Origin of the sequence: Aliivibrio kagoshimensis, assembly GCF_050337105.1 — a bacterium.
In the GTDB taxonomy this organism is placed as follows: Bacteria; Pseudomonadota; Gammaproteobacteria; order Enterobacterales; family Vibrionaceae; genus Aliivibrio_A; species Aliivibrio_A kagoshimensis.
Window position 1 is genome coordinate 38,242 of sequence record NZ_JAKJSQ010000017.1, and the last position, 14,671, is coordinate 52,912.

Here is a 14,671-nt window from a genome sequence, read left to right on the forward strand (position 1 = left end):
AGCATAGCGCTCGTTTTCTCGTTAATGAATGGTTATTTTCCAATACAAAATGAGGAGAATATACGGCCTAATAGGTCGTCAGAACTGAAGGCTCCGGTTATCTCATTCAGATGTTGCTGGCTGATTCTTAACTCTTCGGCAAGGATCTCTCCCGCCATATAACCTTCGAGTTGTTGTTGCCCTATCTCTAAGTGTTCAGCGGCTTTCTCTAGAGCTTCTAAGTGGCGACGTCGAGCCATAAAGCCCCCTTCGTTGCCGCCAGAGAAACCCATACACTCTTTCAGGTGAGTCCTTAGTGCATCAACCCCTTGGCCTGTTTTCGCTGATAGCCTAATCAATGTTGGGGAATTTACATGGCAAATGCCTAAACTCTCTTCGGTTTGATCCACTTTATTACGGATCACAGTCATACCCATATCGTTGGGTAGACGATCCACGAAGTCTGGCCAGATATCGGTCGGGTTGGTTGCTGTCGTGGTAGTACCATCAACCATGAAAAGCACTCTGTCAGCTTGGGCTATCTCTTCCCACGCACGTTCAATTCCAATTCGCTCTACCTCATCAGAAGCCTCTCTAAGCCCTGCTGTATCGATAATATGTATTGGCATGCCATCAATATGGATATGCTCTCTTAACACGTCTCGGGTGGTTCCTGCTATATCAGTGACAATCGCGGACTCCTTCCCTGATAGGGCATTAAGCAGGCTTGATTTTCCAGCATTTGGACGACCGGCAATTACCACCTTCATCCCTTCACGCATAATAGCGCCTTGATTTGCCTCTGCTCGTACCGCATTTAAATTGTTGATAATGGTTTGTAAGTCACCACTGACCTTACCATCCGCTAAAAAGTCTATCTCTTCTTCGGGAAAGTCGATGGCGGCTTCTACGTAGATTCTCAAATGAATCAGTGACTCTACCAGCAAGTTTACTTTTTGAGAGAACTGACCTTGCAAAGAGTTCAGCGCAGATTTTGCCGCCTCTTCAGAACTGGCATCGATAAGGTCGGCGATCGCTTCTGCCTGGGTGAGGTCCATTTTATCGTTCAAAAAGGCTCTTTCAGAAAATTCACCTGGCCTGGCTGTACGAATCCCCTCTACCTTCAAAATGCGTTTAATTAGCATATCCATCACGACAGGGCCACCATGACCTTGTAGCTCTAGCACATCCTCTCCTGTAAAAGAGTGCGGATTATTGAAAAAAAGTGCAATACCTTGATCGATCTCTTGTCCCGTTTCATCTTTAAAACTAATGTACTCGGCGTATCTAGGTTTGAGTTGTTTACCCGTTATTTCACGGGCGACTTGTTTGGCTTTTGCGCCAGAGACTCTAATTATTCCTACTCCACCTCGGCCTGGGGCGGTAGCTTGTGCAACGATCGTATCGGTATGTTGGGTCATGGTTTTGGCTTTTTGATAGATGATGGGCTAATTGTAATCAGACAAAAACAAAAAGGCGACCATTTGGCCGCCTTTTATTTAACTCAGTGAGTTTCTATTTACTGTGTAAGCCTTTCTTTTCAAGGGCACGGTAAATCATTGTCTGCTGAATCAAGGTTACGATATTCGACACCAACCAGTAAAGAACCAGACCGGATGGGAACCATAAGAAGAAGAAGGTAAACATAACCGGCATAAAGGTCATGATCTTCTGCTGCATAGGATCCGTTACTGTGGTTGGGCTCATCTTCTGAATCATGAACATACTCGCACCCATCAATAGTGGTAGTACGTAGTATGGGTCTTGTGCTGATAGATCGGTAATCCATCCGAAGAATGGCGTATGGCGCAGTTCAACCGATTCCATCAAAGACCAGTACAGAGCGATGAAGATAGGCATCTGCAGTACGATAGGTAAACAACCGCCCAGTGGGTTTACTTTCTCTTTCTTGTACAGTTCCATCATCTCTTGGCTCATACGTTGACGATCATCGCCAATACGTTCACGCATTGCTGTTAGCTTAGGCTGAAGCATGCGCATTTTTGCCATTGAGGTGTACTGAGCTTTGGTTAGTGGATACATCACACCACGAACAATGAATGTCAGGATCATGATCGCAACACCCCAGTTAATCACGATGCCTTGAATAAAAGAAAGCAATGAGTGAAGCGGTTTCGCAATAAACCACAACCAACCGTAATCGACTGATAGATCAAGGTTAGGGGCAACAGCTGCCATCTGCTCTTGCAGTTTTGGACCAACCCACAATGTTGCTTGAAGGTTTTTCGTTTCACCGCTTGCAACTGTCACGGTTGGCATACGAACACCAATATAACCTTGTCCTTGAGCGACGCGAGAGTAAAGTTGTGTTTCAGGTGCCTCACGTGGGATCCAAGCAGAAGCGAAGTAGTGCTGTAACATACCCGCCCAACCTTGGCCATTGACCAATGTTAGCGATAGATTCTTATCTTGCATATCATCGAAGGTGTATTTCTTATAACGGGTCTCTTCCGTTGAATACGCACCACCACGATAAGTTGGCATGGTGAGGCTGCCACCATCATCCATTAAATTTTGCTTTAATTGAGCATACATCTGAACATTAGCAACGTCAGTTGATTGGTTATTAACCGTATATTCAACATCAATCGCATAACTGTTACGTTTTACGATAAACGTTTTTGTATAGGTGATGTTGCCTTTAACTAGGGTTAATGGAATGCGTATCTCTTGTTGTGAGTCATCAAGAGTAAATGCTTTCGCTTGAGTGGTGAATTGCGCACGTCCTGCATTGGTATCAATACCTTGCTGACCGATTAAACCACTTTGAGCAATATAACTGTGAGCTGCGTCATTTTTTAAAATGACGAAAGGCGTATCTGAATCAAGCTCGGCATCATATTTATTCAATTCTGCTCTAACAATATCCCCGCCTAACGTATCAACAGTCAGTGTTAATACATCGGAAGTAATCGTAATGAGATCATTCGATTGAGCTGATTCAGTAATAGGTTGCTGATCTTGACCTGAGTGGGCAGGAACATCGCCATTACTTTCAGTTGTTTGCTGAGTAGCAGTCTGAACACTCTGAGGTTGAGGAGTGCTGTCCACATTCCATTGCTGATATAGCATGAAAGAGACAAACAGAAGTGCGACTAACAGAATATTGCGTTGAGAATCCATCGTTATTTATCTCTGTCTGGTTTTTGGTTTGGCGGAACGGGGTCATAGCCCCCATCATTCATTGGATGACATTTTAATAGACGTTTGCCTGATAACCAACACCCTTTTACAACTCCATGCATTTTTATCGCTTCAATAGCGTAAGTTGAGCATGTTGGTGTAAATCGACAACGCGGACCAATAAGAGGGCTAATCGCTACTTTATAGAAGCGAATTAGACCTATAATTATCCACGAGATGGGCGTGACAGACGATGCCATAGCTTATTCAATATCTCGTTCATTTCAGCATTTGTTAGCTCTTGAGCACTCTTCTTTGCAATAACAACAAAATCTTTGGTTGGCAGTTCATGTTGCTTTAATCGAAAATTATCACGAACAATACGTTTAAATCGATTTCTAGCGACAGCAGTTTTAATTTGCTTTTTAGGAACGGCTAAGCCAAGACGAGGGTGAGTTAGGGCGTTTTCTCTTGCGAGAATAGTAAAGTGAGGGGAGCCAGCTCGATGAGCTTGCTGAAAGACTTGTTTATAATCTTCGGGAGTTAACAAACGTAACTCCCGAATAAAAGCGTACTTAGTCAAAATAATCTGCGATTATTTTGAAAGACGCTTACGGCCTTTAGCGCGACGAGCGTTAATGACATTGCGACCGTTCGTAGTAGCCATACGAGCACGGAAACCGTGGCTGCGCTTACGCTTTAGAACTGAAGGTTGAAAAGTGCGTTTCATTGGTATTACCTTATTACTGATCAGTAGTTTTTAGGTTTTTATTAAACCGGCATGGGACATAAAATCCGTATGCCCTCAATAAAGAGGCGGAATTGTAATCATTGGCTCCTAAATAGTCAATGATTGACCCATGATATTTTCCGGACGTGGAATTATACTTTTTATCTTCAATTTGGCAAGGATCTTAGTTGATCCCAACCATATTTAAGAACTTTTTTAACTTTGGATTTTGTGGATTGTTGAAAATTTGCTCTGGAGAGCCCTGTTCTATTATCTTTCCATCCGCCATATAGACCACTCTATCTGCGACTTCTTTGGCAAATTGCATCTCATGAGTGACCACCAGCATGGTTTGATGATCTATAGCCAGTTTTTTCATCAACTGCAGAACTTCACCAACCCATTCAGGATCAAGTGCTGAAGTTGGCTCATCAAACAGCAGTAAATCAGCTTCTAGAGCCATCGCTCGGCCAATACCAACTCTCTGTTGTTGACCTCCAGATAAAGAGGAGGGGTAACTGTCACTCTTATCACCCAATCCAATGTCATCAAGAATCTGTTGTGCGCGTTGATAAGCGATCTCTTTTTTCCATTTTTTTACGGTGATTAAGCCTTCAGCAATGTTCTGTTTGGCGGTTAAATGGGCAAACAGTGCATAATTTTGAAACACAAAACCGGTTTTTTTTCGTAGTGCAATTATGTCAACTTTGCTCGCCCGTTTACTATCAACGGCGGTGTCTCCAATTTGTATGGAGCCTTGTTCGGCGGTCTCTAAAAAATTAATGCAACGAAGCAGAGTCGATTTGCCGGTCCCACTTGAGCCAATAACAACTACTATCTCGCCTTTTTTAATTTGAAGATCGATCCCTTTTAAGACTTCACTGTCACCAAATGTTTTATGTAAGTTATTAATAGTTATCATTATTGGTAAGCCTTATTCAGTCTCTTCTCTGCCCATACTTGAACTTGCGTTAACAGCACCACTACGCCCCAATAAATCAATGCCACGGCTAAAAATGCTTCAAAGAATTTAAAACTTGAAGACGCTTCCATTTGCGCTTTTGCCATAATTTCAGCGACCCCTAACGTAAATGCAAGGGAAGTTGATTTAATCATATCGATAAAGTAGTTCATTAAAGAGGGCAGAGCGATACGTGCGGCTTGCGGTAGAATAATTCTTCGCATAGCTTGATTGGTTGTCATGCCAATAGAGAGGCTGGCTTCCATCTGGCTTTTATCGACACTCATAATCGCGGCACGAATACTCTCAGCCATATACGCTGAAAAGTGCAAGCTTAACCCAATCACAGCGGCACTAAATGCGTCCAGCCCGACCATAATAGGGAAGACTTGTGGTAAACCGTAATAGAGTAAGAAGAGCTGTACCAGCAGTGGAGTGCCACGGAAGAAGCTAATAAAAAGCTGGCTTAATTGATTTAATACCGGGATTTTGAATACGCGAATATTCGCAATAGCGACCGCAAGAATCAATGAGAAAAATAGCCCCCAAATAGCCATTTCCATTGTGGTACCAAGATACTTTAGCAGTATTGGTAGTAATTCGAGCATGTATTGAAAGTCAAAACCCATGAATGTTCACTTATTTATATCGGTATTGAAGAGAGAAAACCCTGCACTTAAATCGTTAAGAGCAGGGTTGTAATATATCTATCCTAGCGGGTTATTATTACTTTTTTGTAATGTCAGTATCGAACCACTTCTGAGATATTGTCGCTAGAGTGCCATCATTTCGCATCTCAACGAGTGCTTTATTTACCTCTTGTTGCAGTTTTTGACCTTCAGAACTGTTTAAGAATGGCCATGCATTTTCAATTGTTTCAAACGGAGTTCCTGCAAGTTGCAGTGGCAGATTTGATTTTTTGATCAGTTCAATGGCGGATAGACGATCCATAATGAATGCATCTGCACGACCTAATGCAACATCATGCTCAAGAGCGGTTTCGTATGTGGCAATATTGATTTTATTGTCAGTATCGTAATTACGAAGTAACTGTTCAAAGTTAGATCCTAAATTTACCGCAACGCGTTTGCCGGCTAAGTCCTCTAAACCTTGAATCGAATCATTACCTTTACGTACTGTAATTTGAGCGCCATCAACAACATAAGGGTCAGAAAACAAAAATTTAGCTTTGCGCTCATCGGTTACGGTAATTTGATTAGAGATGGTATCAATTTGTTTGTTTTGCAGCAGACCAAATAGACCTGAAAAACTGGCAGTTACATATTCAACGTTGTAGTCATTACGGCGTCCAATCTCATCCCAAAGGTCAACTTCAAACCCTTGAAGTTTGTCCATTTTTACAAAAGTAAATGGAAAGTATTTACCCGACATTCCTACTTTTACGTCTGTTGCGGCATAAGCAACTTGGTTTACTGATAATGTCAATGTAATAGCAGCCAAAGTGCCTTTAATCCAGTTGTTCATTTCTTGTACTCCTCTAAGAACAGAATCTAATTCTACTTGTTACCAAAGGGTATAACGAAATAACTAATTGTTATTTTAAATAACTACTTTCACATTAAGATGTTTTTTTAACCACTTGTTGATATTTTTGTGGGGAAGTTGTGCCGATCTCTAACAAATAGCCCGATCTATGTGAATAACTTTGATCTTATTCACTGGATCCACGATCAAGTGCTAGCGATCTTGGTCTGGTAAGGTTAAAATTACGAACCTTTTTTTTAATAAACTTATGGTGAGGTTTATTCGTGTCGTCTTCGCTTTGGTTGCAATGTTTGCAGCGTTTACAAGAAGAGCTTCCTGCTACTGAATTTAGTATGTGGGTTCGACCGCTTCAGGCGGAGCTAAATGACAATACTCTCACGCTATTTGCACCTAATCGATTTGTTCTGGATTGGGTTCGAGATAAGTATCTGAACAGCATTAATAAAATTCTTAATGATCTGTGTAGTGGCGACGCGCCCATTTTACGCTTTGAAGTGGGGAGCCGCTCTGTGGCTCAACCTGTGGTTAAAGCTGAACCTGTACAGAGACAAACTCAAGCGGATGTTGCCGCAGCGTCTTCTGCCCCAGCAAGACTTGAGGCGAGACAATCTGTTCATAAGCCTTGGGAATCAAGTACAAACGAAGCGTCAGATATTAATCACCGTTCGAATGTGAACCCAAAACATAAGTTTGATAATTTTGTTGAAGGTAAATCCAACCAGTTAGGATTAGCCGCAGCGAGACAGGTATCTGACAACCCAGGCGCTGCTTATAACCCTCTATTCCTCTATGGCGGCACGGGTCTTGGTAAAACTCACCTGTTGCACGCTGTAGGCAATGCCATTGTTGACAGCAAACCTAATGCTCGTGTGGTCTATATGCACTCTGAGCGCTTTGTTCAAGATATGGTAAAAGCACTGCAAAATAATGCGATTGAAGAGTTTAAGCGCTATTACCGAAGTGTCGATGCACTGTTAATTGATGATATCCAATTTTTCGCCAATAAAGAGCGCTCTCAAGAGGAGTTTTTCCACACCTTTAATGCACTTCTTGAAGGCAATCAACAGATCATCCTAACGTCAGACCGTTATCCCAAAGAGATGAACGGTGTGGAAGATCGCCTTAAATCTCGATTTGGTTGGGGTTTAACTGTTGCGATTGAGCCACCAGAGCTGGAAACTCGTGTCGCCATCTTAATGAAAAAAGCGGAAGACCATCAGGTACATCTTGCTGATGAAGTCGCTTTTTTCATTGCCAAACGACTGCGCTCAAATGTTCGAGAACTAGAGGGAGCATTAAACCGCGTTATTGCCAATGCTAACTTTACCGGTCGGGCTATTACGATCGATTTTGTTCGTGAAGCATTAAGAGACCTTCTGGCGCTGCAAGAGAAGTTAGTCACCATTGATAACATTCAAAAAACAGTGGCTGAATATTACAAAATAAAAATGGCAGATCTGTTGTCCAAACGTCGTTCTCGCTCTGTAGCAAGACCACGTCAGTTAGCGATGGCATTAGCTAAAGAGTTAACCAACCACAGCCTTCCTGAGATTGGTGATGCTTTTGGTGGTCGTGACCATACAACGGTACTGCATGCTTGCCGTAAAATAGCTCAATTGCGTGAAGAGAGTCATGATATAAAAGAAGACTATTCTAATTTGATTCGTACACTCTCTTCATAACCTATAGATAAGTAAAAGTCGCTGATATGAAATTTTCAATAGAACGTAACGCTTTACTCAAACCACTTCAACAAGTCTCTGGCGCGTTAGGTGGCAGACCTTCATTACCCATTTTAGGTAATATTTTGTTGCAGGTAGAGAGTGGTTACCTGTCAATGACCGGGACTGACTTAGAAGTGGAATTAGTCAGTAAAACGGCGCTTGAAGGCGATTATGAAGCGGGCAGTGTGACGGTTCCTTCTCGTAAGTTCCTTGATATCTGTCGTGGCTTACCTGATGCGGCTAATATCATCGTTGTTTTAGAAGGTGAGCGCATTATTATTCGTTCTGGCCGCAGTAAGTTCTCATTGGCTACCTTGCCTGCTGTGGATTTCCCAAACATTGAAGATTGGCAGAGTGAAGTTGAGATCACGCTGTTGCAGTCAAATTTACGCAAGCTCATAGACAGCACTCAGTTCTCGATGGCAAATCAAGATGTTCGTTACTACCTTAATGGTATGATGTTTGAAACGGACGGTAATACACTGCGCTCTGTGGCCACAGATGGTCACCGAATGGCAGTGTGCAATGTGACTTTAGAGAGTGAATCTCCGAGCAAACAGGTGATCATGCCTAGAAAAGGGGTGCTGGAACTCGTACGTTTATTAGAGAATCCCGATCAGCCGGTGACACTGCAGATTGGTAACTCAAACCTTCGCGCTTCGGTGAACAACTTTATTTTTACCTCAAAGCTTGTAGATGGACGTTTTCCAGACTATCGCCGAGTGATGCCGCAGAGCACTAATAAAACGTTAGAAGCGGGTTGTGATGAGCTTCGTCAAGCGTTTTCAAGAGCGGCAATCTTATCCAATGAGAAGTTCCGTGGTGTCAGAGTGAATGTCGGCAGTAACCAAATGCGCATTACTGCTAACAATCCAGAACAAGAAGAGGCCGAAGAGTTCCTTGATGTGAATTATCAAGGCGATGATTTAGAAATTGGTTTCAATGTTAGCTATGTTCTTGATGTGTTGAATACTTTAAAATGTAATCAAGTCAGGTTATCGATGTCGGATGCGAATGCGAGTGCACTAGTAGAAGATTGTGATAATGATGAAGCGATGTACGTTGTTATGCCAATTCGTCTGTAACTGTAATTAGATATTAATGTCACTCACTCGACTGATTGTAAAAGACTTTAGAAACATAAAAGAGTGTGATTTAACTCTTTCTTCTGGTTTTAATTTTCTTATTGGACCTAATGGTAGTGGCAAAACCAGTGTATTAGAAGCGCTCTATTTACTGGGGCATGGCCGCTCATTCAAAAGCGCGCTGACCAGTCGAGTGATTCGACATGAGTGTAATGAACTTTTTGTTCATGGCCGTTTTAAATCCACGGATCACTTTGAAATCCCATTGGGGATAAATAAGCAGCGTGATGGTTCAACAGAGGTTAAAATAGGCGGGGAGAGCGGACAGAAGTTAGCTCAATTAGCCCAAGTACTTCCTCTGCAGCTGATTCACCCTGAGGGGTTTGAATTAGTAACGGATGGCCCCAAATTTCGTCGAGCGTTTATCGATTGGGGGGTGTTTCATGTTGAACCCGGGTTTTATGATGCCTGGAGCCGTGTTAAGCGCTTAAATAAACAGCGTAATGCATTATTGAAAACAGCCACTCACTATAGAGAGTTGAGCTATTGGGACCAAGAGTTATCTCAATTAGCAGAAAAAATTGATGACTGGCGTCGACTGTATGTTGAACAGATTGCGGCAGCCACACAAAGTATTTGTCAGGAGTTTTTGCCTGAGTTTGAATTTAAGCTCTCTTATTATAGAGGGTGGGAGAGAGAAACTCCCTATGCTGACTTGCTGAAGAAAAATTTTGAGCGAGATAAGCAGTTAGGTTATACCGTCGGCGGACCAAATAAAGCCGATTTAAAAATTAAGGTAGCCGGAACACCTGTTGAAGATGTGTTGTCTCGAGGTCAATTAAAGCTGATTGTTTGTGCTTTAAGATTGGCTCAAGGGCAGCACTTAACAGAGGTAACGGGTAAACAGTGTATCTACCTAATCGATGATTTTGCATCCGAACTGGATAGCCAACGTCGTCAGTTACTTGCACACTATCTGCAGCTGACTGGCGCCCAGGTTTTTGTTAGTTCAATTACCGAAGATCAGATTGCTGATATGCATGATGAAAAAGGCAAGATGTTCTTTGTGGAACATGGCAAAATAGACCAAGAAATATCAACGCGAGAGTAACTCATGTCCAATAATTATGATTCATCGAGTATTAAGGTTTTAAAAGGCCTGGATGCGGTACGAAAGCGTCCAGGAATGTATATCGGCGACACCGATGATGGCACTGGCCTTCACCATATGGTGTTTGAGGTTGTCGATAACTCTATCGATGAAGCACTTGCTGGCCACTGTAGTGACATTATCATCAAGATTCATGAAGATAATTCAGTCTCTGTCAGTGATGATGGTCGTGGTATTCCAACCGATATTCACCCAGAAGAGGGGGTATCAGCAGCTGAAGTTATCATGACGGTGCTGCATGCTGGTGGTAAGTTTGATGATAACTCTTACAAAGTATCTGGTGGCCTTCACGGGGTTGGTGTTTCGGTAGTAAACGCACTGTCTGAAAAAGTTGAGTTAACGATTCATCGTCACGGTTCAATTCATCAACAAACGTATCACCATGGTGAGCCTGATGCGCCTTTAGCTACTATTGGTGAAATAGATACCACAGGTACTCGTATTCGCTTTTGGCCAAGTGAAGAGACGTTTACTAACGTTGAATTCCATTATGATATTTTAGCCAAGCGCCTACGTGAACTCTCTTTCCTTAACTCGGGTGTGTCGATTCGTTTGATGGATCTGCGTGAAGAGGGTAAAGAGGACCACTTCATGTATGAAGGTGGTATTCAAGCATTTGTCGATCACCTAAACCGCAATAAAACACCAATTCATCAAAAAGTATTTCACTTTGATTTTGAACGTGATGATGGCATATCTGTTGAAGTGGCGATGCAGTGGAATGATGGTTTCCAAGAGAATATTTTCTGTTACACCAATAACATCCCACAAAAAGATGGTGGTACTCACTTAGCAGGTTTCCGCTCAGCGTTGACACGTACTCTTAATACCTACATGGAAAAAGAGGGTTACTCTAAAAAAGCCAAAGCGGCTACCTCGGGTGATGATGCTCGTGAAGGATTAACTGCTGTCGTTTCTGTTAAAGTTCCTGATCCTAAGTTCTCAAGCCAAACTAAAGAAAAACTGGTCTCCTCTGAAGTTAAATCAGCCGTTGAGTCTGCCATGGGCGAAAAATTAGGTGAATACCTGATTGAAAACCCAGGTGAAGCTAAGATGGTCTGTTCTAAAATCATCGATGCGGCTAGAGCTCGTGAAGCGGCGCGAAAAGCACGTGAAATGACTCGTCGTAAAGGCGCTTTAGACATTGCTGGCCTTCCAGGAAAGCTGGCTGATTGCCAGGAGAAAGATCCTGCCCTTTCTGAACTCTATATTGTGGAAGGGGACTCTGCTGGCGGATCAGCCAAGCAGGGACGAAACCGTAAAAACCAAGCGATCTTACCGTTGAAAGGTAAGATCCTAAATGTTGAGAAAGCACGCTTTGATAAAATGCTCTCTTCTCAAGAAGTCGGTACTCTTATCACCGCCCTTGGTTGTGGTATTGGTCGTGACGAGTACAACATTGAGAAGCTGCGTTACCATAACATCATCATCATGACCGATGCCGATGTGGATGGTTCTCACATTCGAACACTGCTGTTGACCTTCTTCTACCGTCAAATGCCTGAACTGATTGAGAATGGTTATATCTACATTGCTCAGCCACCACTGTATAAAGTGAAAAAAGGCAAACAAGAGCAGTACATTAAAGATGAAGAGGCTTATAGCCAATATCAGATATCTATGGCACTGGATAACGCTTCACTGTTTGTTACGCCTGGAGCTCCAGCGATTGCGGGTACTGAGCTGGAGAAGCTGGTTATTCAATATAATGCAGGCATGAAGTTAATTGAGCGCATGAGTCGCCGTTATCCTTTGGCGCTATTGAATGAGCTGGTTTATACCCCTCGTTTAACACAAGAGATGTGTGCTGACGAATCTGCTGTTGACGTTTGGACCAAGCAGTTAGTGGGAACACTGAATGAGAAAGAGTCTGGCGCCAGTCAATATGAGTACGTCTTAGTTCATAATGAAGAGTCCGGTGTCCATACTCCTAAGTTAGTAGTAAGAACCCACGGCGTTGAGTATGACTACGTATTAAGTGTCGATCTCCTTAATTCTAAAGAGTACGGTCGTCTGGCTGACCTTTCAGAAGCTCTAAGTGGCTTGATTGAAGAGGATGCCTACGTTCAACGTGGAGAGCGTAAACAACCGGTTGAAAGCTTTGAAGAGGGTTTAAACTGGTTGATTAAAGAGTCTCGTCGTGGTGTCTATCTACAGCGTTACAAAGGACTGGGGGAGATGAACCCTGAGCAGCTGTGGGAGACAACCATGGATCCTGAACAGCGCCGTATGCTTCAAGTTACCATCAATGACGCTGTTGCGGCTGATGAGTTGTTTACCACCTTAATGGGTGATCAAGTTGAGCCTCGTCGTAACTTCATTGAAGATAACGCACTACGCGTGGCTAACCTTGACGTCTAGTTGCATGACATAGGTTTGATGTTAAAAACACCGCTGACTCAGCGGTGTTTTTTTTTGAATGTGACTATTGAAAAATAAGTAATTGGCCCACATATCTATTGGTAAGAGAGACGCCTAATCGTTAGGGTCTTTTGATAAAACGACTTGTCCATATTGGAGAGTCTTACAACCAGATTGAGACAGCTACTTGCGGCCTATGGTCAGCTGTACTCGCTATTGCTTAAATGTAAGGATAGTTATTATGAGAAATGTAGATTTTGCCCCTTTATACCGTTCAGCCATTGGTTTTGACCGTTTGGTTAATATGATGGAAACCACCCCAACAAAAAACTGTAATGGTGGTTACCCGCCTTATAACATCGAACAAAAAGATGAGCATCACTACCGTATTACGATGGCGGTAGCTGGATTTTCTGATGAGCAAATTGAACTGACTCAACATGAGAATATGCTGATTGTTCGTGGCAATAGTCCGAAAGCGGATGAGAGCAAAACGTATCTATACCAAGGCATTGCAGAGCGTGATTTCGAACGAAAATTCCAGTTGGCTGATTATGTAAAAGTGATTGGTGCCGATATGGAGAATGGTCTGCTGCATGTAGAGCTAGAGCGTGAAGTTCCAGATGCGATGAAACCTCGTAAGATTGCTATCAATGGTAAAAACATTCTTGATAGCAACCAATAACCGTATTGGCCATCATTGAGATAAAAGAGCGCTTACGAGCGCTCTTTTTTGTTTATATTACCCCTCTAAATAGGCCCTATTCACTTCCTCGGCAATAATAGCGACACCCGCACGCATTTTTTCATCACTCTGCACATAGTTCATTCTTAGGCATTGATGCGCATGGGCCCAATCTTCCTGTTGTCCAATAAAAAAGTATTCCCCAGGAACGATTAGCACCCCTTTATTCTTCAAACGGGTATAGAGTTCCATCGTGGTAATAGGAAGATCATCAAACCATAACCATAGGAAAATAGCCCCTTCAGGTTTGTGAATTTTAAACCTTGGATCGGTGATGGCTTGTTGTAGCATTTTTACTGCGCTGGTGGACTTTTGTCGGTAATAGGGCTGAATCACATCTTCACTAAGACGAAGCAGATCCCCTGACTCAATCATATGATGAGCATACGTAGGACCCAAGCTGCCTGGTGCTAAGCTGATAATACCGTTCATATTGGTTAGTGCTTGGCTTATCTCTTCGTTAGCAATCACAATGCCGCAGCGGATGCCAGGAAGGCCAAGTTTAGAAAGACTCATACAAAGGATTGTATTGTCATTCCAAAAAGGGGTGACCGATTCAAAAATAATGTTTGGAAAAGGGGTTCCGTAGGCGTTATCAATAATCAGAGGAATATTGTTTTCACGGGCCAGTTTATCCAGTTTACTGATCTCTTCATCTGTCAGTACATTGCCTGTCGGGTTAGTTGGTCGTGAGGCACAGATAGCCCCAATAGAACTATCAACCTTTAATTGAGTAAAGTCGACGTGATATTTAAATAAGCCATTTTCGAGTAGCTCAATTTCCGGGCGATAGGAGATAAACGAGTCATACTCTAACTCAGAGTCAGCATATCCTATGTATTCAGGCGCGAGAGGCAGTAGGATTTTCTTTTTCGTACCATCTGGATAAGTGCCTGCCAGTAGGTTAAACAGATAGAAAAAAGCACTTTGGCTGCCGTTAGTGAGCGTGATGTTTTTCTCAGTAATTGGCCAGTTGTATGTGTCGTTAAGCAGTTTTGCTAATGATTTAACAAACAGGTCTTTACCTTGTGGCCCATCATAGTTGGTCATTGAGGCAACCAGCTCACCTGAGTCGAGAAGGGTTTGGCTGGCAGCGGTAAAATAGTCATTCATGGCAGGAATTGCGGCAGGATTCCCCCCACCAAGCATGATCATACCTGGTGTTCTGAGGCCGTCATTGAGATCATCCATCAACTGAGTAATGCCTGAGTATCGATTAAATTTTTCGCCAAAATTTGAAAATGTCATTGTCGCCACCGCTCTTT

14 protein-coding genes are annotated in these 14,671 nt (G+C 42.8%); 5 read left to right on the top strand and 9 right to left on the bottom strand.

The window, feature by feature from the left end; all coding sequences use genetic code 11:
• Positions 1–32: 32 nt before the first annotated feature.
• The 8 genes from mnmE to L4C32_RS08130 all read right to left on the bottom strand — a co-directional run bounded on the left by mnmE (position 33) and on the right by L4C32_RS08130 (position 6,299).
• A complete protein-coding gene (mnmE, locus tag L4C32_RS08095; protein ID WP_428196362.1) occupies positions 33–1,400 on the bottom strand; it encodes a tRNA uridine-5-carboxymethylaminomethyl(34) synthesis GTPase MnmE in 1,368 nt (455 codons plus the stop codon).
• 94 nt (positions 1,401–1,494) lie between these two features.
• Complete coding sequence (gene yidC / locus L4C32_RS08100; protein WP_428196363.1) at positions 1,495–3,123, bottom strand: membrane protein insertase YidC; 1,629 nt, start codon at positions 3,121–3,123, stop codon at positions 1,495–1,497.
• 2 nt (positions 3,124–3,125) lie between these two features.
• Positions 3,126–3,383, bottom strand: a complete 258-nt coding sequence (yidD, locus tag L4C32_RS08105; RefSeq protein WP_428196364.1) for a membrane protein insertion efficiency factor YidD — start codon at positions 3,381–3,383, stop codon at positions 3,126–3,128.
• Complete coding sequence (gene rnpA / locus L4C32_RS08110) at positions 3,350–3,706, bottom strand: ribonuclease P protein component (protein WP_428196365.1); 357 nt, start codon at positions 3,704–3,706, stop codon at positions 3,350–3,352. Before rnpA ends, yidD begins: the two co-directional genes overlap by 34 nt.
• A 12-nt stretch (positions 3,707–3,718) precedes the next feature.
• Positions 3,719–3,853, bottom strand: coding sequence for a 50S ribosomal protein L34 (gene rpmH / locus L4C32_RS08115; protein WP_428196366.1), 135 nt, complete (start codon positions 3,851–3,853; stop codon positions 3,719–3,721).
• Positions 3,854–4,037: 184 nt separating this feature from the next.
• Entirely contained in the window at positions 4,038–4,775 is a 738-nt protein-coding gene (locus L4C32_RS08120; RefSeq protein WP_428196367.1) for an amino acid ABC transporter ATP-binding protein, read from the bottom strand.
• Positions 4,775–5,443, bottom strand: a complete 669-nt coding sequence (locus L4C32_RS08125; RefSeq protein WP_428196368.1) for an amino acid ABC transporter permease — start codon at positions 5,441–5,443, stop codon at positions 4,775–4,777. Before L4C32_RS08125 ends, L4C32_RS08120 begins: the two co-directional genes overlap by 1 nt.
• 97 nt (positions 5,444–5,540) lie before the next feature.
• Positions 5,541–6,299, bottom strand: a complete 759-nt coding sequence (locus L4C32_RS08130; RefSeq protein WP_428196369.1) for an amino acid ABC transporter substrate-binding protein — start codon at positions 6,297–6,299, stop codon at positions 5,541–5,543.
• Between the two features lie 284 nt (positions 6,300–6,583).
• Between L4C32_RS08130 and dnaA the strand changes: the two genes are divergently transcribed.
• The 5 genes from dnaA (at position 6,584) to L4C32_RS08155 (ending at position 13,346) form a co-directional block, all read left to right on the top strand.
• A complete protein-coding gene (gene dnaA / locus L4C32_RS08135) occupies positions 6,584–8,002 on the top strand; it encodes a chromosomal replication initiator protein DnaA (RefSeq protein WP_428196370.1) in 1,419 nt (472 codons plus the stop codon).
• A 26-nt stretch (positions 8,003–8,028) separates the two neighbouring features.
• Complete coding sequence (dnaN, locus tag L4C32_RS08140; protein ID WP_428196371.1) at positions 8,029–9,129, top strand: DNA polymerase III subunit beta; 1,101 nt, start codon at positions 8,029–8,031, stop codon at positions 9,127–9,129.
• 16 nt (positions 9,130–9,145) lie between these two features.
• Positions 9,146–10,240: a DNA replication/repair protein RecF gene (gene recF, locus L4C32_RS08145; protein ID WP_428196372.1), complete on the top strand. Its 1,095-nt coding sequence runs from the start codon at positions 9,146–9,148 to the stop codon at positions 10,238–10,240.
• Positions 10,241–10,243: 3 nt separating this feature from the next.
• Complete coding sequence (gene gyrB / locus L4C32_RS08150) at positions 10,244–12,661, top strand: DNA topoisomerase (ATP-hydrolyzing) subunit B (protein ID WP_428196373.1); 2,418 nt, start codon at positions 10,244–10,246, stop codon at positions 12,659–12,661.
• A 241-nt stretch (positions 12,662–12,902) separates the two neighbouring features.
• The gene (locus L4C32_RS08155; RefSeq protein ID WP_428196374.1) at positions 12,903–13,346 is read left to right on the top strand and encodes an Hsp20 family protein; all 444 of its coding nucleotides are present in this window, start codon (positions 12,903–12,905) and stop codon (positions 13,344–13,346) included.
• 57 nt (positions 13,347–13,403) lie between these two features.
• Here L4C32_RS08155 and L4C32_RS08160 read toward each other — a convergent pair whose 3' ends face one another.
• Positions 13,404–14,654 (bottom strand): valine--pyruvate transaminase, encoded by a 1,251-nt coding sequence (locus L4C32_RS08160; RefSeq protein ID WP_428196375.1) that lies wholly within the window; start codon positions 14,652–14,654, stop codon positions 13,404–13,406.
• Between the last annotated feature and the right edge of the window lie 17 nt (positions 14,655–14,671).

What these genes read in the sequence shown, in the direction of transcription:
- yidC (WP_428196363.1), bottom strand. Translation starts at nt 3,123, where the DNA reads ATGGATTCTCAACGCAATATTCTGTTAGTCGCACTTCTGTTTGTCTCT.
- rpmH (WP_428196366.1), bottom strand. Translation starts at nt 3,853, where the DNA reads ATGAAACGCACTTTTCAACCTTCAGTTCTAAAGCGTAAGCGCAGCCAC.
- L4C32_RS08155 (WP_428196374.1), top strand. Translation starts at nt 12,903, where the DNA reads ATGAGAAATGTAGATTTTGCCCCTTTATACCGTTCAGCCATTGGTTTT.
- recF (WP_428196372.1), top strand. Translation starts at nt 9,146, where the DNA reads ATGTCACTCACTCGACTGATTGTAAAAGACTTTAGAAACATAAAAGAG.
- L4C32_RS08130 (WP_428196369.1), bottom strand. Translation starts at nt 6,299, where the DNA reads ATGAACAACTGGATTAAAGGCACTTTGGCTGCTATTACATTGACATTA.
- mnmE (WP_428196362.1), bottom strand. Translation starts at nt 1,400, where the DNA reads ATGACCCAACATACCGATACGATCGTTGCACAAGCTACCGCCCCAGGC.
- dnaN (WP_428196371.1), top strand. Translation starts at nt 8,029, where the DNA reads ATGAAATTTTCAATAGAACGTAACGCTTTACTCAAACCACTTCAACAA.
- L4C32_RS08160 (WP_428196375.1), bottom strand. Translation starts at nt 14,654, where the DNA reads ATGACATTTTCAAATTTTGGCGAAAAATTTAATCGATACTCAGGCATT.
- yidD (WP_428196364.1), bottom strand. Translation starts at nt 3,383, where the DNA reads ATGGCATCGTCTGTCACGCCCATCTCGTGGATAATTATAGGTCTAATT.
- gyrB (WP_428196373.1), top strand. Translation starts at nt 10,244, where the DNA reads ATGTCCAATAATTATGATTCATCGAGTATTAAGGTTTTAAAAGGCCTG.
- L4C32_RS08120 (WP_428196367.1), bottom strand. Translation starts at nt 4,775, where the DNA reads ATGATAACTATTAATAACTTACATAAAACATTTGGTGACAGTGAAGTC.
- L4C32_RS08125 (WP_428196368.1), bottom strand. Translation starts at nt 5,443, where the DNA reads ATGGGTTTTGACTTTCAATACATGCTCGAATTACTACCAATACTGCTA.